Here is a 17,231-nt window from a genome sequence, read left to right on the forward strand (position 1 = left end):
ATCGGCGCGCTCTTGCGCGGCACGAAGCGCGAGGACGTGGAGCGCGGCCAGGTGCTGTGCAAGCCCGGCACCGTGACCCCGCACACGGAGTTCGAGGCCGAGGCCTACATCCTGACGAAGGAAGAAGGCGGCCGCCACACCCCGTTCTTCACGAACTACCGTCCGCAGTTCTACTTCCGCACCACGGACGTGACCGGCATCGTGACGCTGCCGGAAGGCACCGAGATGGTGATGCCGGGCGACAACGTGAAGGTGAAGGTCACCCTCATCGTCCCGATCGCGATGGAAGAGCGCCTGCGCTTCGCCATCCGTGAAGGCGGCCGGACCGTCGGCGCCGGCGTCGTCGCCAAGATCATCAAGTGATCTGAATTTCGTTCGATCCCGCCGGCCGCGCCCCGTCGAACGGGCGCGGCCGGTGTGCCGTTCGCCCGGCCATAGGGCAGGGCGGCACAAAAGAAAAAGGCGCGCCCCGCAAGGGACGCGCCTTTTTCTTTGCCTGAGTACAGGACCGGACGACTACTTCTTCCGCTTGAAGGTGGTCTCGCCGGCGACCGTGATGTGGGTCGGCTCGGAGCCCGGCTGCGTATAGATCAGGTCGATGGTGTCGGCATCGACCACCGTGCCGCTGAACACGCCGTCGCTGTTGGCGCCGTGGATCTGCTTGCCGTCGTTGGAAACGACGAACACGATCGGCTCGGCGAAGTCCGCGCTCTTGAGCTTGCCCCAAACGCGCTGGCCCTTCTGGCCGACGATGTCGAGCACAAATTCCTTCTCGGACAGGAAGGGCGCTTCGGCGGTTCCGGTCGAATCGGAGAAGTGCGTGCCGGCACCGATCACGACGCTCGACGACGTGCCGGTCCATTCACCGACGAAGTTGATGTCCGCGGCCATCGCCGCGCTTGCGGCCAGCCCGGCCGCGAATGCGCAGCCCGCTGCCAGCGACTTGAATGTGTTCATGAGGTTCTCCCAGCCAGGCGAGATATTTCGGCCCGCTCGGCAGAAGCATAGGCCAAGATTCGGGCGGCAGGAACAGGCCGCTAGGAACCGGGCGGCATGAACTGTCCGGCAGGAACGGCCGGCGGGAACCGGCCGGCGGACCGGATGTCTGTCGCCGGCTGTCTACGGCCCTGCGGTGTTCGGGCGAGCGGGTCTCAGAACAGGCCGAGTTCTTCGGGAATGCGGCCGGCGCTGAACAGGATTTCCGTCCGCATCTCGCTGCCGGCATCGCGGAAGTCGCCGTGCATGGAGATCGCCATGACGCCCGCCTTGGTGCCGGCGAGGATCTCGGCGCCGCGGCGCGCCGCGCGTTCGGAAATGCAGCGGATCGGGGCATCGGACAGCAGGCGGCCGCGCGTGCTCTCGCTGAAGGCCTGGATCAGATAGAGGGTCTGCTCGACCATTGTCACAACACCTGCATTGTACGCCGGGCGTCCGCCCGATTAGCCAGCCAGACCGATCGGGTCGGCGAGCGCTTTGAATGCGCGCCCCCCGGTTCGGCGCTGTACCCAAGCCTGTTTTAGCCGGAGCCCGTTACGGAAGCGTCGACGCGATCGAGAAAAATGTGCCGATCGATGCTTTGCCGGGCGTTCCGTGGGCCACGGCCGCCTGCGACAAAGCCGCACGGGCGCGCCGCCGCGGCCCGGCCGGTCGATTGCGACGCGACATCTGGCATCCGGCGAGCGCCTCGCTTAACGTGCGCGCAAATTTCGGGGCGCCGTCAGGCGCCGTCGATGCCGATTCGGGAGATGCACGCGCGTGACGAAGGACGACAGGCTGCTGAAGGCGGCGCGGACCGCGATCAACCACATCGCGGGCGAGCTGCGGGCCGACCTGGTGGTGACGCTGTGGAATGGCGAGACCATTCCGCTCGGGCCGAATGCCAGGGGCGATCTCGGCTTCGTGATCCGCACGCCGGTGGCGATCACCCGCCTGCTGCGCGGCCGGCGCCTCACCACGCTGGTGGAGCTGATGGCGGCGGGCGACATCGACATCGTCGGCGGCACGCTGCTCGACGTTGCCGCGCGCCGGGGTGAGATCGGCTCGAAGGGGCTCGTCAAGCGCCTCAACAAGTGGCTGCTGCTGCGCTCGCTGCTGCCGTTCCTGTTCGCCTCCACCAAGGAGGCGTCGGCGCCTGCCGCCGGCCATGCCTATCAGGGCGATCAGGCCGCCCGCGACGAGCAGGGGCGCGACAACAAGGCCCTCGTGCAGTTCCACTACGACCTGTCGAACGCGTTCTACGGCCTCTTCCTCGATCCGGAGATGCAATATTCCTGCGCCTATTTCCCGCGCTGGGATGCCGGCATCGAGGAAGCGCAGATCGCCAAGCTCGACATGATCTGCCGCAAGCTGCGGCTGAAGCCGGGCGAAAAGTTCCTCGATATCGGCTGCGGCTGGGGCGGGCTCGTCTGCCACGCCGCGCGCAACTACGGCGTCGATGCCCACGGCGTGACGCTGTCCCAGGCGCAATATGATTTCGTGCAGGAAAAGATCGCGCGCCTCGGCCTGCAGGGCAAGGTGCACGTCGAGCTGAAGGACTATCGCGCCGTCGAGGGCACGTTCGACAAGATCGCGTCCATCGGCATGTTCGAGCATGTCGGGCTAGACAACCAGACCGCCTATTTCACCAAGATGCGCGAGCTGCTGCGTCCGCGCGGCCTGCTGCTCAACCACGCTATCACCCGGCCCGCCAAGAAGACCGAAGAGGCCTTCCGCAAGAAGCGGCCGGAATACGCCGCCATCGTGAACTACATCTTCCCCGGCAGCGAGCTCGACCATATCGGCCACTCCGTGTCCGCCATCGAACGGCACGGCTTCGAGATCCACGACGTGGAAGGCTGGCGGGAGCATTATGCCCGCACCACCAAGCTCTGGTGCGAACGGCTCTATGCCAATCGCGACAGGGCGATCGCGGAGGTGGGCGAGGCGAAGACGCGGCTGTGGCTGCTCTATCTCGCCGGCGTCTCGCTCGGGTTCGAGCGCGGCACCATCGGCATCTTCCAGACGCTGGGCTCGCGCCGCGCCAAGGGCCTGTCCGGCCTGCCGCCGACCCGCGCCGATCTCTACCGGTAACAACGGCTCAAAAACAACGACGGCCCGCGCACCGGCGGGCCGTTCACAAAACTCGTTGGGACGAGCACGGGCTCAGCCGCCCGCCGGATCGACGTCCTTGCGCTCGTCGTCGGAAGAGACGTCCGGGAGCATTCCCGAGCCGGGCGTCGACATCGGATTGGTCAGGTGTGGCTTGGCGTGAGGTCCCGCCGGATGCGCCTGTTCCGTCGGCGTCTCCGGCGTCGTTCCGGTGTCGCGCGGGCCGGCTGTGCCGGGTTCATGGAAAACCATCGTCGGGCCTCCTGCATCGGGCATGGCGGCATGCCTGCCCACCCTATCAACGCGCGCCCGAAATCCCGGTTCCGGCCCGCTCCGCGCCCTCGCGGCTGCCATCGCAGACCGCCGCATCTGCCGTAAGCGGCACCGCGCCAGCCGGAGATCTCCCGCGCGCTTCACCTCCATCAAGCCTCATCGCGCCGTCGGCGCCTTGATGCGCCGCAAGGGCCGCGGGCCATGGCGGCCCCGTCCGGGGAGGCGGGGCAGGAGGGCAGGGCAGGAGGACAGCGCAGAAGGAAAGGGCAGGACGACCGGGCGGATATCCCTGTTGTCCAGATCTGTTCGATCTGAACGGGCCGCACTCTAGCGGCGCTGCGCCGGTGCGAACGAGACCGGGACGACGTTGATCTCCGCCACGCCCGTACCTCCTCCCACGCCCGTGCCGCTCGTGGCCTTGTCCGCGCGCTCGCCAGCCTTGCCGTCCGTCGCCGGCCGGTGGGTGGCGACGATGTCGACGGTCGCCGCGATCGGCCGGTATTCCGGCACGGCGCGGCAGAGCAGGCCGATGGCGGCCGCCACGTCGGTGTTCTCGACCGCGGCGCGCAGGCCCGCGAGCAGGTCGGCGAGTTCCGCCGCGTCGACGCCGTTCTCGCGGCTGCGCATGATCTTCGGATGCTGGGTCGGCATCGGATTGTCGCCGATCAGCAGTTCCTCATAGAGCTTCTCGCCCGGCCTGAGGCCGGTATAGACGATGTCGACATCGCCGTCGGGCGTCGCCGCGTCGCGCACCTTGAGGCCGTGCAGCTCGATCATCCGCCGGGCGAGATCGTCGATGCGCACCGGCTCGCCCATGTCGAGCAGGAAAACCTCGCCGCCGCTCGCCATCGCGCCCGCCTGCACCACGAGCTGGGCGGCTTCCGGGATCGTCATGAAGAAGCGGGTGACGTCGGGATGCGTCACCGTCACCGGGCCACCGCGCTTGATCTGCCGCTCGAACAGCGGCACCACCGAGCCGGACGAGCCGAGCACGTTGCCGAACCGCACCATGGAGAACACGGTGCCGGTGGAGCGGGTCTGCGCGTCCTGGCAGACGAGTTCCGCCCACCGCTTGGTCGCGCCCATCACGTTGGTCGGGCGCACCGCCTTGTCGGTCGAGACCAGCGTGAACCGCTCGACGCCATGGCGCATTGCCTCCCGTACCACGGCGTCGGTGCCGAGCACGTTGTTGGCAAGGCCGCCGAGCACGTTCTGCTCCACCAGGGGCACGTGCTTGTAGGCGGCGGCGTGATAGACGGTCTCGATGCCGAACGCCTCGATCACCTCGCCGACGCGCTTGCCGTCGCAGACATTGCCGAGCACGGGATAGATTGCCGGCACCGCCATGTCGTCCCGCTCGGCGACCGCGAGCGCGATGTCGCGCAGTTCCTCGTCGATGGAATAGAGCGCGAATTCGCTGATCTCGTAGAGCACGATCAGGCGCGGCCCGAGCGCGACGATCTGGCGGCAGAGCTGCGAGCCGATCGAGCCGCCCGCGCCCGTCACCATCACCGCCTTGCCGCGGATCGAGGGCGACAGCAGGTCGATGTGGGGATCGACACTCGCCCGCTCCAGCAGATCCTCGGGCGTCACCGGCCGAAGCGCGTCGATCCGCGCCATGCCGGTCAGAAGCTCCGGCGTGGATGGCACCGTCTGCACCATCACGTCGAGGTCGGACAGCCGCTTCACCAGCGCCTGCCGGCGCCGAAGCGGGATCGAGGGCATGGCGAGCAGCAGCCGCTTGACGCCGTGGCGGTCGATCAGCGCCTGCAGTTCGCCCGGCGGATAGACCCGCCGCCCGCTGATGTGCGTGCCCTGCAGCGTATGGTCGTCGTCGACGAACGCCACCACTTCGTATTCGCGGCCGGCATCGAGCGCCATGTGGAGTTGCAGTCCGGCCCGTCCGGCGCCGTAGACGATCACCGGCTCCAGGTCGTGCAGCCGGCGGGTCAGCCAGAAGAAATAGGACTGCCCGGCGAGCCGGCTGCCCCACGTCATCAGGAAATAGAGAATGCCGAAGATCACCGGCACCGAACGCGGCACCATCAGGTGCGGCGCGAGATAGGCGAGCACATAGAGCCCGATCACGAGCCCAACCACGCCGCGCGCGATGATGAAGGCGGCGGTGCGGTCGGAGGAGCGCACCAGAATGCGGTAGACGCCGCTCCACCAGAACAGCGCCACCGCCACGAACGGGGCGACGGCGAACACCGGCAGGCCCGGCGTCAGGATCCACCATTCCCAGAAATCGGCGAGGCGAAGTCCATAGGCGCACCACAGCGCGATCGGCGCCAGCAGCGCGTCGATCGCCGCGAACGAGAGCCGGCGCGTCAGGCGCGGCACCTCGTAGAGCCGGCGGTGGAGGCGGTCCCACAACGTCTTCATCACGACCGTGCGTTCCGGGCGGCCGCGGCCGGCGCAGCATGGTGCCTGCCGCACGCAGCGCGGGCGGGGCAGGGCGGCGCTGTCGGCGCGGGCGGCATCGGGCTTTGCGTCACTTCCATCGTCCCGGTTCGGCGCAGGCGGTTCCGGGCGCGATCGCGGCCGGCGCGGCGCTCGATCCGTGGCCGCCTGATCTCGAAACTATCATATCGGCGCGCATATTAGCGCCCCTTCTTCACGCAGGCGAACGCCGCGGCATCCCCGGTGGGCCGTCCGGCATCTCCTCGCGCGGCCAGCCGACGGCGAGCGCCAGCGGCAACCAGAGATAAAGATAGACCGAATTGATGAACGAAACCGGATTGGCGAGATCGGTCGCCATGAACACCGTCGCGAACACGATCACCCACAGCGACATCATCCGCAGTGGCGTGGCTGGCCGCGTCAGGCAGGCATGGAGGGCGTTCAGGATCAGCGCGATGTAGGCGAGCGCGCAGGGAATGCCGTAATAGAACGCCATCGACAGATAGCCGTTGTGGGGATGCTGGCCGAACGGATGCTTCACCAGCGTTCCCGGTCCGGCCCCGAACAGCGGGTGCGCCGCGATCTCGGTGCCGACGACCCGCCAGATGCTCAGCCGGTGCGACGTGCGGCAGAGGTCCGTCGCGCTTGCCGTCAGCGTGTTCTCCTCCTGCAGCCGGTCGCTGCAGCCGGTCTGGTCGAGATAGGGTTCGGCGACGACGAGGCCGATGGGAATCGCGATGGCGCCGGCGATCATCACTGCTGCCACGGCGATGCGCAGCCGCCCGACCGGCAGCCGCCACAGCACCAGCGCGATGAGCGTGCTCAGCAGGAACGCCATCCACGGGCCACGGCTATAGGTCAGGAACAGCCCGGCGAGGTTGAGGGCGAGCGCGGCAAGCGCCAGCAGGCGCAAGCCACCGCGGCCGGCGAAGACGGCGACCGCCGCCGCGGCCGAGCCGAATGCCAGGATGGCGGCGGAGGGAACCGGGTTGTCGCCCGTCCCGTAGAGCCGCAGCCGCGGAAACAACACCCACAGATCGTGCTCGATGAAGATGCGGCCGACGATGGCCTCCAGCGCGCCGAGCGCGACCAGCACGCCCGCGACCAGCGGCAGCGCCCGCGCCAGCCCCGCGTCCCGCCGCGTCGCCGCGATCACCGTCACCGCGAACAGGAACACCGGCACGATGTTCCATGTCGCCGACCACGTGCGCCCGGAGGCGAACTGGCCTCGCCCGACGACGCCGACCGCCATCCAGACCGCCATGAAGGCGAAGATCAGGGCCATCCGCCGCAGCGTGGCGTCGCGGAAGATGGCGGTCCTCAGTCCGGAATCGGTTGAGAGCGCCCAGGCACCGGCCAGTGTCCACGCCAGATAGGTCGCGAGCCAGAAGGGATGCAGCGGCACCGCCGCGACGCCGAAGATCGTCGCGTAGACGATGATCGTGAACGGGTCGCGGGGGCGGTGCGCGACAGCGCCGGCAGGGTGTGGCATCGCGGTGGCTTTCGTGGGAAACAGAGGCCGCATGGTCCGGGCGGGCCGCTCACATCGCACGTCCCTCGTTGCCGGCGGGCGGCCGGGCCGGCTGCGGGCGGAACCCCGCCCGGGACATATCGGGTGAAAACGGCTTTGTCTCGCGCATCCGCAGCGTTAATCACCAAAACGTGGCGCGATCCGGGACGGCGGCAACGGGACCGGGGACAAACTTGCTAGGGCTGGGACAAACTTGAAACGGGCTTTCGATCTCCTCGCCTCGGCGGCCGGCTTCGTGGTGCTTCTTCCGGTGCTGGCGGTGTGCCTCGTGCTGATCCGCCTCGATTCGCCGGGCAATCCGCTGTTCGTGCAGACGCGGGTCGGGCGCGGCGAGAAGCCGTTCCGCTGCTACAAGCTCAGAACGATGAAGATCGACACCCCGAACGTGGCGTCCCACCATGTCGGTACGGCCGCCATCACCGGCCTCGGCCATTTCCTGCGCCGCACCAAGCTCGACGAACTGCCGCAGCTCTGGAACGTCATCACCGGGGAGATGAGCCTCGTCGGCCCGCGCCCGTGCCTGCCGAGCCAGAAGGAGCTGATCGAGGCGCGCCGCCGTCGCGGCGTCTACCGGCTCCGGCCTGGAATCACCGGCCTCGCGCAGATCCGCGACATCGACATGTCCGTGCCCGAGCGCCTCGCGGTGGTCGACGCGGAATATCTCGAAACCCGCAGCTTCCTCGGCGATCTCGCGATCATCCTTGCGACGGCGCGGGGCGGCGGGCAGGGCGACGCCGCGCGTGGGCGCCGCAAGCCGCCTGAAGGGCGCTGATCGCGAAGCCGCCTGAAGAGCGCTGATCGCGCCGCGACGCCGCTCCGGCAACGGGGCCGGGGAGCCGCGCGGAAACACACGCGCCCGCCGGCCGGGATCGCTGATCCGGCAGGCAGGCGCCGTTGAAGTGCTGCGAAGTCGGGCGGCCTCAGGCCGCGTCGTGCACCGCCACGCCGCGGTCCTTCATCAGGTCCTGCAGTTCGCCGGCCTGGAACATCTCGCGCACGATATCGCAACCGCCGACGAACTCGCCCTTCACGTAGAGCTGGGGAATGGTCGGCCAGTTGGAATAGTCCTTGATGCCCTGACGCAGCTCGGCCGATTCCAGCACGTTGATGCCCTTGTAGGGCACGCCGAGATAATCGAGGATCTGCACCACCTGGCCGGAGAAGCCGCACTGCGGGAAGGTGGGGGTGCCCTTCATGAACAGCACCACGTCGGTGCCCTTCACTTCCGAATCGATGAAGTCGTTGATCGCGGTCATGTCGTCTTTCCTGTCCGAAGGCATCCGGCGCGTACCGGCTCATCAGGCTCCCGGGCGTCCCACGATCCGACGGATGCGGCCGGTCGGTTCGCGGTCCCCGGTTATCGGAAGCTCCAGCCCGTTCCGCCCTCCGGCGTTCGCCCGGGTGAAACAACGCTTGAGCCACAATCGCCGCGAAACGGCCCGGTGTCGAGCAGGACCGTCCGCAGGCGTCGTTCGTTCAGACACATTCCTCTGAACGGCGGTCGTCCCTCTGAACGGCGGTCGCGTCTGCCGCATCGCTGCGGGCCGCGGCCGCGCCGTGTCGTGGTCTGTTGGTGTCGTCCATTGCAGATACGGGCGTCGAGAGGCGCCCGCACCCAAGCCGGCATGACAAGCGACGGCCGTCACAAGCTTAAGTGATCGCGCGGTGGGCGCTGTTCAAGCCTCAGGCGCGGATGTTTGCAGCGCAAGCGCGTGAAGCTGGCCGCCCATGGAGCCCTTCAGCGCCTCATACACCATCTGGTGCTGCTGCACGCGGCTCTTGCCGCGGAACGCCGCCGACACCACGACCGCGGCATAGTGATCGCCGTCGCCGGCAAGATCGCGGATCTCGATCTGCGCGTCCGGCAGGGCCGCTCGGATCAGCGCCTCGATTTCGCGGGCATCCATCGCCATCGGTCTTCAATCCTCTCCGGCTGCGCCTTGCGGCGCGGCCGTTCAGCCTGCCATCGATCGTTCGCCGCTCAGCCCGCCATGTAGCGCGGGAACCAATCTTCGTGCCGTGCGGTGAGTTTTGCAACGGACAGAGACGCCGCGCCCGAGATCGTGAGCGTGTCGCCGCCGGTGCGGCCGAGCACCGCGACGGGCACGCCGGCCTTCGCCGCCGAGGCCTCGATGCCGGCGAGATCCGCCTCGCGCACCGCCAGCACGTAGCGCGCCTGATCCTCGGCGAACAGCGCGACATGCGCCGGTCCGGGCACCGAAACCGTGGCGCCGCGCTTGCCGGCCATCGCCATTTCGGCGAGCGCGATGGCGAGGCCGCCGTCGGAAATGTCGTGGCTCGCGGTCACCTTGCCGGCAAGGATCAGGCTGCGGACGAAGTCGCCGTTGCGCTTCTCGATGGCGAGATCGACCGGCGGCGGCGCGCCGTCCGTCCGCCCGACGATATCGCGCAGATAGATCGACTGGCCGAGATGGCTGCCGTGGCCGCCGACGAGCACGATGACCTCGTCGTCCGCCTTGAAGGCGATGGTCACCGCCTGGTCGACATCGTCGAGCAGGCCGACGCCGCCGATGGCCGGCGTCGGCAGGATCGCCTCGCCCAGGGTCTCGTTGTAGAGCGACACGTTGCCGGAGACGATCGGGAACTCGAGCGCGCGCGCGGCCTCTCCGATGCCCTCGATGCAGCCGACGAACTCGCCCATGATCTCCGGGCGCTCCGGGTTGCCGAAATTCAGGTTGTCGGTGAGCGCGAGCGGCGTTGCGCCGACGGCGGTGATGTTGCGCCACGCCTCGGCGACGGCCTGCCGGCCGCCCTGCTTCGGCTCCGCGCGGCAATAGCGCGGCGTCACGTCCACCGACATCGCGAGGCCCTTGCCGGTGCCTTCGACGCGGATCACACCCGCATCTCCGCCCGGGCGGATCGCGGTGTTGCCCTGGATGAGGTGATCGTACTGCTCCCACACCCAGCGGCGGGAGCACTGGTCGGGCGAGCCGACGATGTCGAGGATGGTCTGGCCGAGATCGGCCGGCGCGGGCACTTCGGCGGCCGGCACCGGGGCCGGGGTCTTCGGCGCCACCCACGGCCGGTCATATTCCGGCGCCATGTCGCCGAGTTCCTTGATCGGCAGGTCGGCCATCACGTCGCCGTGGTGGCGCACCACGAAGCGCAGCGTGTCGGTGGTGTAGCCGATCACCGCGAAGTCGAGGCCCCACTTGGTGAAGATCGCCTTGGCCTTCTCCTCGTGCTCCGGGTGCAGCACCATGAGCATCCGCTCCTGGCTCTCCGACAGCATCATCTCGTAGGCCGTCATGCCCTCCTCGCGGCAGGGCACCTTGTCGAGGTCGAGCTCGACGCCGAGATCGCCCTTGGCGCCCATCTCGACGGCGGAGCAGGTCAGCCCGGCCGCACCCATGTCCTGGATGGCGATCACGGCGCCGGAGGCCATCAGTTCGAGGCAGGCCTCGAGCAGCAGCTTCTCGGCGAAGGGATCGCCGACCTGCACGGTCGGCCGCTTCTCCTGCGAGCCCTCGTCGAACTCCGCCGACGCCATCGTGGCGCCGTGGATGCCGTCGCGGCCGGTCTTGGAGCCGAGATAGACGATCGGCATCCCGACGCCGGAAGCCGCCGACAGGAAGATGCCGTCCGCCGGCGCGAGGCCGACCGCCATCGCGTTGACGAGGCAGTTGCCGTTGTAGTGCGGGTCGAAATTGACCTCGCCGCCCACCGTCGGCACGCCGAAGGAATTGCCGTAGCCGCCGACGCCCGCGACGACGCCGGAAACGACGTGGCGCGTCTTGGGATGGTCCGGCGCGCCGAACCGCAGCGCGTTCAGCGCCGCCACCGGGCGCGCGCCCATGGTGAACACGTCGCGCAGGATGCCGCCGACCCCTGTCGCCGCGCCCTGATAGGGCTCGATATAGGAGGGGTGGTTGTGGCTCTCCATCTTGAAGACGACCGTGAGCCCGTCGCCGATATCGACCACGCCGGCATTCTCGCCGGGGCCCTGGATCACCCGCGGGCCGGTGGTCGGCAGCGTGCGCAGCCACTTCTTGGAGGACTTGTAGGAGCAGTGCTCGTTCCACATCGCCGAGAAGATGCCGAGTTCCGTCAGGCTCGGTTCCCGTCCGATGAGGTCGAGGATGCGCTGGTATTCGTCGGGCTTCAGCCCGTGCTCGGCGACGAGGGCGGGGGTGATCTGGACGTCGTTGCGGATCATGAGGATCTCCGGCTCGGCCGCCGGCTTTCCCGGAGGGTCGGGACTTGCTCGGGCGCGTGCCCGCGGGGATATCGGTGCGGGCGCGCGCCGTCAACGCCCGCGGCGGGCCGGGGTGGGTTGCGACGCGGGAATGTCGCGCCGAATCCCCGGATCGCGCGCGGGCGGATGCGAGGCATCGCGCCCCGTTGCGCAACCGGTGCGGCTCGTCCAGCATGGCGCGGGCGCCGCCTCGCTCCCGCCCGCCGGGGGCGGGGAATGCGAGGGCGCGCGACGGGGACGTGCGGACGATGACGGGCGGGCAGGGGCGGGGTTCCAGAGCGGCAGGGCGGGCGGCGCCGGTGACGGCGGCGCGGGCGCGGCCAGGCCCGGCACGGGCCTCGCTTTCGGCGTGCCTCCTGCCGGTTCTGGCCGCCGTCGTGCTGGCGCTCGTGTCCGCGTTTCTGGTCGCCCCGCCGGTGCGGGCGGCGGAAGGCGGCCTGCTCTCCACCAAGCACGGCAGCGAGCCCCAGAGCGAGGACAAGGCCCTTCAGCGTCTGATCGAGGCGGCCAAGGCCAACGGTTCCACCATCATGGTGATCGCCCCGCCCGCCGCGGCGCCCTCAGCGCCGCCGGCCACGATGGGGCAGAGCGCCCTCCTGCTGCTGCTGCACCTGCGGACCGCCGTCGCCGAGCTGGCGGAGGATATCCCGGCCCATATCCGGACCCTGCCGCAGGGCATCCAGCATCTGCGCGATCGCGGCGTGCTGGAGCGGACGGCCTGGGCCGCGCAGGTGGCGCTGATCGCCAACATCATCGGGGTGTTCTGCATCTGGCTCTACAGCCTGTGGAGCCGCCATGCCTTCCGCCGGCTTTCCGGCGGCAATCCGGCTCATCGGGCCGACCGGATCGCCGTCGCGCTCGGCCGGCTCAGCCTGCTGCTCGGCGGCGTGGCGGTGTTCGCGGTGTCGGGTGCGACGGCGGCGGTCGCCATGGCCCAGAGCTTCGGCGAGACCGAGCGCCTTTTCCGCATCTTCCAGCTTCCGTTCGCGGAATTGCTGCTGGCCTCCATCGCCGTGCTCACCGTGCTGGCGCCGCGATCGCCGAATTCCCGCCTGGTGCCGCTCGGCGATGACGATGCGAGGCGGGTCTCGATCCAGTTGATCGCCATCGCGGCCTTCGCGGCGCTGTCCGGCGGCTTCATCGCGTGGGTGGAAATCGCCGGGCTGCCGCGCTCGCTGATGCGCTTCAGCATCATCGCCGCCCTCAATATCAGCTGTCTGGCGCTGCTTCTCGTCGCGTTGTCGCTGAGCGGGCGGGCCGTCGTCCGGCGGGCGCCGCCGCAGCCGGTGGAAACCGTGCCCGACGAGCGGACCGCCGAGGCGCTGGAGGAAGCCGTCGCTCTCGAACGCAAGGCCGAGCGCGAGGCGACCCACATCCCCGCCTCGCGCTTCTTCCTCCGCCACTGGCACCAGCTCGTCGTGCTCGCGGTCATCATCGCCGCGACGATCGGAACGGGCCGGGCGCTGCTCGATCATCCCCGGCCGATCGCGCCGATCATCGGGCCGTTCGTGGTGATCGCCGGCGGCGTGCTCGCCTATGCGGTGATGGTGTTCATCATCGACAGTCTGTTCGCCCGCGCGGTGCAGGAAAAGCGGGTGGACACGAAGGAGCGGCGCGGGCGGGAACGCCGGGTGCTCGCGAGCCGGCGCAACATCGTCCGCGCGCTGTTCGAGCATGCGGCCCTCATCACCGCCATCGCGGTGACGCTGACCGGCATCCTCACCACCTGGGGCGTCGACGTGACCGACCCGGAGGGACCGTTCGCCCGCTTCGCCGGGCTGATCCTCGTCGTGTTCGTCTCGATCATGGCCTATCGCGCGGTGAAGCTCTGGCTCGACGAGGAGATCGCCATCGAGCGCTATGTGGCGGCCGACGAGAGCGCCCACGGCGAAAGCACCTCGATCGTGGGCGCCACCACGCGGCTCGGCACGCTCCTGATGATCGTGCGTAATTTCCTGCTGGCGAGCATCGTGGTCGTGGCGCTGATGATCGCGCTCGACGAACTCGGCGTGAACATCGCCCCGCTGTTCGCCGGCGCGGGCGTCATCGGCATCGCCATCGGTTTCGGCGCGCAGTCGCTGATCAAGGACATGTTCTCCGGCATGTTCTACCTGATCGACGATGCCTTCCGGACCGGCGAATATATCGACATCGGCGTGGTGAAGGGTACGGTGGAGAAAATCTCGATCCGCTCGTTCCAGTTGCGCCACCAGAACGGGCCGCTGAACACCGTGCCGTTCGGCGAGATCAAGAAGCTGACGAACTATTCGCGCGACTGGGTGATCGTGAAGCTTCCGATCCGCGTCACCTACGATACGCCCGTTTCCAAGATCAACCAGATCGTCAAGAAGATCAGCAAGGAACTCCTCGAGGACGAGGACGTCGGCCACCTCTTTCTCCAGCCGCTGAAGTCGCAGGGCGTCTACGAGATGGAGGACTCGGCGATGGTGGTGCGCGTGAAGTTCATGACCAAGCCGAACGAACAGTTCGTCGTCCAGCGCATGGTCTACGCCAAGATCCGCGAGGAATTCACCGCGGCCGGCATCAAGTTCGCGCACCGCAACGTCACGGTCTATGTCGCCAACCCCGACGGCTCGCCGGTCACCGATCCCGCCCGTGCGGCGGCCGCGGCGGGCTCGGCCATCGCCCCGATCCTCGATGCCGAAGCGGCTGCCGCCGAAGCCGAGGAGGAGGAAGCCTCCGAGGGCAAGAACGAATAGCAAGACCGAATAGCAAGACCGAACAGGGGCGGCGGCTTTCGCCGCACCAACGAAAACGGCCCGCGTGGCGTCCACGCGGGCCGTCGAAATCGGGTCTGAGCGGGCCTCAGGCTGCGGCGGCGAGGCTTTCGAACAGCGGCCGGCCGTCCAGCCCGCCCTGCAGCGGCTCGATCAGGTTTTCCGGATGCGGCATCATGCCGAGCACGCGGCGGTTCTCGCTGAGAATGCCGGCGATGTCGTTGATCGAGCCGTTCGGATTGGTGCCCTCCGCATAGCGGAAGGCGACGCGGTTCTCGCCTTCGAGGCGGGCGAGGGTGTCGGCGTCGGCGAAATAGTTGCCATCGTGGTGGGCGACGGGGCAGCGCAGCACCTGGCCCTGTTCATAGAGCCGGGTGAAGGGCGTGTCGGTCGCCGCCACCTGCAGCTTCACCTCGCGGCAGACGAACTTCAGGCCGGCATTGCGCATCAGCGCGCCGGGAAGCAGCCCCGCTTCGGTGAGGATCTGGAAGCCGTTGCAGATGCCGATGACGAGGCCGCCGCGCTCGACGTGGGCCTTCACCGCGGCCATGATCGGCGCGCGGGCGGCGATGGCGCCCGACCGCAGATAATCCCCGTAGGAGAACCCGCCCGGCAGCACCACGAGGTCGACGTCCGGCAGCGTGGTGTCGGCGTGCCAGACGGCGACGGGCGCGGCGCCGGACACGGCCCCGAGCGCCTTCATGACGTCGCGTTCGCGATTCGATCCGGGGAAGACGACGACGGCGGACTTCATCTCGGCTCTCCTCAATCGGCTGGAGCGTGTCCCGTTCGGATCGAAGCCATCCGGCCCGACGGGGGGACAAGCCCGGAACGTGCAATCTGGAGCGCGACCTTCGATCCGGCGGTGCCGTCCGGTCGGAAGCGCTCCGTCAGGCGGGGGCTGGCCCCGCCCTCAGCCGGCGATATCGATGGCGTAGCTTTCGATCACGGTGTTGGCGAGCAGCGCCTCGCACATCTCGGCGATCTTCGCCCGGGCGGCGGCCGGGTCGGATTCGGCGAGGTCCAGGTCGATCACGCGGCCCTGGCGCACGCTGTCGACGCCGGAAAAGCCGAGCGCGCCGAGCGCGCCCTGGATCGCCTTGCCCTGGGGATCGAGAACCCCGTTCTTCAGAGTGACGGTGACGCGCGCTTTCATGACGTTTCCGCTGTTTGGCAGGGTCTGGAACGCTTCGCCGCGGCGCAGGGCACGCCCGGAACGCGCCACCCGCCCGGAAGCGGATGGCGCCGGATGCCGCGCTGCGGCGAAGCCGGTCACTTCACCAGGGTCGGGCCTGTCGACGACGTGCGGTCGTTGTCGTTGAGGATGCCGAGCCGGCGGGCAACTTCCTGGTAGGCTTCCAGCATCCCGCCCATGTCGCGGCGGAAGCGGTCCTTGTCCAGCTTGTCGTTGGTGGCGATGTCCCACAGACGGCAGGAATCCGGGGAAATCTCGTCGGCGACGACGATGCGCATCATGTCGCCTTCCCACAGCCGTCCGCACTCCATCTTAAAGTCGACGAGACGGATGCCGACGCCGAGGAACAGGCCGGCGAGGAAGTCGTTGACGCGGATGGCGAGCGCCATCACGTCGTCGATCTCCTGCGGCGTCGCCCAGCCGAACGCGGTGATGTGCTCTTCCGAGACGATCGGATCGCCGAGCTTGTCGTTCTTGTAATAGAACTCGATGATCGAGCGCGGCAGCTGCGTGCCTTCCTCGATGCCGAGGCGCGTCGAGAGCGATCCGGCGGCGACGTTGCGCACCACCACCTCGAGCGGGATGATCTCCACCTCGCGGATCAACTGCTCGCGCATGTTGAGCCGGCGGATGAAGTGCGTCGGAATCCCCATGTTGTTGAGATGGGTGAAGATGTACTCGGAAATCCTGTTGTTCAGGACGCCCTTGCCATCGACGATCTCATGCTTCTTGGCATTGAAGGCCGTCGCGTCATCCTTGAAGTGCTGGATGAGCGTTCCGGGCTCCGGGCCTTCATAGAGAATCTTAGCCTTGCCTTCATAAATGCGGCGGCGACGGTTCATGGGGATGTACCGTGAGTGCTTGAGGAAATCCATGTCGAGCCGCAAGTCTCCATTGACGGGCCTCGGCCGGCCGGCGGACATGCCGGAAAGCCTGGCGACGTTCGGCGAGGCACCGAGCACATACCGCCGCGGCAACGACGAATGCGCGGGAAACCGCCCTTTTCATGACGGTACCCACGTTTTGACGGCGGGACCCTACTCGATCCTTTGGGCGAGCACAATTGATGCGTTGCCGCAATCCGCCGCCGCCGGATGTTTTTCCGGCGCCTCTCCTGCGATTTCGACGGCCGCCGGTCGCTGTGTCTCGGTTTCGCCGCGCCGTCATGCAACAACCCTCCCGCCCGTCGCGTTGGGCGGGATGGATCGCAGTGTCCGTCCTTCTTTCGGGAGCGCCCTGTCATGAAGCATGAAAGCGTCCTGCTTTCCCTCCCGCCGGTTCGCGGCGCCCCGTCCGGCCGCCGGCCCGGCGTGCGTCTCGTCATCGCCCTCTGCGGGCTCGGCCTCCTTGCCGGATGCGCCTCCCCGCCCGGACAGGCGGTGCTGGTTCCCTCGCCGGGGCCGCAGAAGAGCCAGCGCCAGTTCGCCCGCGACGCCCAGGCCTGCCGTGCCCAGAGCACGACAATCCCGCCGGGCGCGGTGGTGTCGCAGGCCGATATCAGCGCGGCCTACGTGCAGTGCATGGCCGCGCGCGGCAACACCATTTCCGCGCTTCCCGTGCAGCCCCCGCCGCAGCCGGCCTATGTCTATCCGTCCTACGGCTACTATGGCGTCGGCGCCTATCCGGCGGTCTATAGCGGTTGGGGCTGGAGCCGGGGGTGGGGCTGGGGCGTCGGCGTCGGAACCGGGTGGGGCTGGCCCTGATCCACGCGGGCGGCCGCCGCCCGACTGCCGGCTTTGACTGTTCCCCGGACCTTCACAGGGTATATGGTCGCCTCGCGCCCGGCCG

At 68.5% G+C, this 17,231-nt stretch carries 17 protein-coding genes; 6 read left to right on the forward strand and 11 right to left on the reverse strand.

Going from position 1 to position 17,231, the window contains the following annotated elements:
* Positions 1-363: EF-Tu C-terminal domain-related protein (locus BUF17_RS00005; RefSeq protein ID WP_487379757.1), on the forward strand; the 363-nt coding region annotated here is incomplete at its 5' end.
* Between the two features lie 153 nt (positions 364-516).
* Here the strand turns inward: BUF17_RS00005 and BUF17_RS00010 are convergent.
* The gene (locus BUF17_RS00010) at positions 517-957 is read right to left on the reverse strand and encodes a hypothetical protein (protein ID WP_073625196.1); all 441 of its coding nucleotides are present in this window, start codon (positions 955-957) and stop codon (positions 517-519) included.
* A 194-nt stretch (positions 958-1,151) separates the two neighbouring features.
* Entirely contained in the window at positions 1,152-1,400 is a 249-nt protein-coding gene (locus tag BUF17_RS00015) for a hypothetical protein (RefSeq protein ID WP_073625197.1), read from the reverse strand.
* Positions 1,401-1,755: 355 nt separating this feature from the next.
* Here BUF17_RS00015 and BUF17_RS00020 point away from each other — a divergent pair, with 355 nt between their 5' ends.
* Complete coding sequence (locus tag BUF17_RS00020; protein ID WP_073625198.1) at positions 1,756-3,069, forward strand: SAM-dependent methyltransferase; 1,314 nt, start codon at positions 1,756-1,758, stop codon at positions 3,067-3,069.
* Positions 3,070-3,141: 72 nt separating this feature from the next.
* On the opposite strand, the gene BUF17_RS00025 is transcribed toward BUF17_RS00020, so the two are convergent.
* The 3 genes from BUF17_RS00025 to BUF17_RS00035 form a co-directional block, all read right to left on the reverse strand.
* On the reverse strand, positions 3,142-3,339 hold the full coding sequence (locus BUF17_RS00025) for a hypothetical protein (protein WP_073625199.1): 198 nt from the start codon (positions 3,337-3,339) through the stop codon (positions 3,142-3,144).
* 348 nt (positions 3,340-3,687) lie between these two features.
* Positions 3,688-5,745, reverse strand: a complete 2,058-nt coding sequence (locus tag BUF17_RS00030) for a polysaccharide biosynthesis protein (RefSeq protein WP_073625200.1) — start codon at positions 5,743-5,745, stop codon at positions 3,688-3,690.
* A gap of 232 nt (positions 5,746-5,977) precedes the next feature.
* Entirely contained in the window at positions 5,978-7,255 is a 1,278-nt protein-coding gene (locus BUF17_RS00035; protein ID WP_073625201.1) for an O-antigen ligase family protein, read from the reverse strand.
* A 232-nt stretch (positions 7,256-7,487) separates the two neighbouring features.
* Here BUF17_RS00035 and BUF17_RS00040 point away from each other — a divergent pair, with 232 nt between their 5' ends.
* The gene (locus tag BUF17_RS00040) at positions 7,488-8,066 is read left to right on the forward strand and encodes a sugar transferase (protein WP_073625202.1); all 579 of its coding nucleotides are present in this window, start codon (positions 7,488-7,490) and stop codon (positions 8,064-8,066) included.
* Positions 8,067-8,214: 148 nt separating this feature from the next.
* On the opposite strand, the gene grxD is transcribed toward BUF17_RS00040, so the two are convergent.
* The 3 genes from grxD to purL form a co-directional block, all read right to left on the reverse strand.
* A complete protein-coding gene (grxD, locus tag BUF17_RS00045) occupies positions 8,215-8,550 on the reverse strand; it encodes a Grx4 family monothiol glutaredoxin (protein ID WP_073625203.1) in 336 nt (111 codons plus the stop codon).
* 420 nt (positions 8,551-8,970) lie between these two features.
* Positions 8,971-9,207 (reverse strand): BolA family protein, encoded by a 237-nt coding sequence (locus tag BUF17_RS00050; RefSeq protein ID WP_073625204.1) that lies wholly within the window; start codon positions 9,205-9,207, stop codon positions 8,971-8,973.
* A 68-nt stretch (positions 9,208-9,275) separates the two neighbouring features.
* Positions 9,276-11,471, reverse strand: coding sequence for a phosphoribosylformylglycinamidine synthase subunit PurL (purL, locus tag BUF17_RS00055; RefSeq protein ID WP_073625205.1), 2,196 nt, complete (start codon positions 11,469-11,471; stop codon positions 9,276-9,278).
* Positions 11,472-11,758: 287 nt separating this feature from the next.
* Here purL and BUF17_RS00060 point away from each other — a divergent pair, with 287 nt between their 5' ends.
* Positions 11,759-14,230 carry a mechanosensitive ion channel family protein gene (locus BUF17_RS00060; protein ID WP_139282353.1) on the forward strand — a complete coding sequence of 824 codons (2,472 nt, stop codon included), beginning with the start codon at positions 11,759-11,761 and terminating at the stop codon, positions 14,228-14,230.
* Positions 14,231-14,336: 106 nt separating this feature from the next.
* Here the strand turns inward: BUF17_RS00060 and purQ are convergent, their stop codons facing one another.
* The 3 genes from purQ to purC all read right to left on the reverse strand — a co-directional run bounded on the left by purQ (position 14,337) and on the right by purC (position 16,318).
* Positions 14,337-15,002, reverse strand: a complete 666-nt coding sequence (gene purQ, locus BUF17_RS00065) for a phosphoribosylformylglycinamidine synthase subunit PurQ (RefSeq protein WP_073625207.1) — start codon at positions 15,000-15,002, stop codon at positions 14,337-14,339.
* A 159-nt stretch (positions 15,003-15,161) separates the two neighbouring features.
* Positions 15,162-15,404, reverse strand: coding sequence for a phosphoribosylformylglycinamidine synthase subunit PurS (gene purS, locus BUF17_RS00070; protein WP_073625208.1), 243 nt, complete (start codon positions 15,402-15,404; stop codon positions 15,162-15,164).
* A 116-nt stretch (positions 15,405-15,520) separates the two neighbouring features.
* The gene (gene purC, locus BUF17_RS00075) at positions 15,521-16,318 is read right to left on the reverse strand and encodes a phosphoribosylaminoimidazolesuccinocarboxamide synthase (protein WP_073625913.1); all 798 of its coding nucleotides are present in this window, start codon (positions 16,316-16,318) and stop codon (positions 15,521-15,523) included.
* Between purC and BUF17_RS23055 the strand changes: the two genes are divergently transcribed.
* Together BUF17_RS23055 and BUF17_RS22435 are read left to right on the forward strand one after the other, a co-directional pair.
* Entirely contained in the window at positions 16,317-16,688 is a 372-nt protein-coding gene (locus BUF17_RS23055; RefSeq protein ID WP_210215368.1) for a hypothetical protein, read from the forward strand. The two genes, purC and BUF17_RS23055, sit on opposite strands and share 2 nt — an antisense overlap.
* Positions 16,685-17,146 carry a hypothetical protein gene (locus BUF17_RS22435; RefSeq protein WP_073625209.1) on the forward strand — a complete coding sequence of 154 codons (462 nt, stop codon included), beginning with the start codon at positions 16,685-16,687 and terminating at the stop codon, positions 17,144-17,146. The genes BUF17_RS23055 and BUF17_RS22435 overlap by 4 nt, the downstream gene beginning before the upstream one ends.
* Positions 17,147-17,231: the final 85 nt, after the last annotated feature.

This window comes from Pseudoxanthobacter soli DSM 19599 (assembly GCF_900148505.1).
GTDB lineage: Bacteria > Pseudomonadota > Alphaproteobacteria > Rhizobiales > Segnochrobactraceae > Pseudoxanthobacter > Pseudoxanthobacter soli.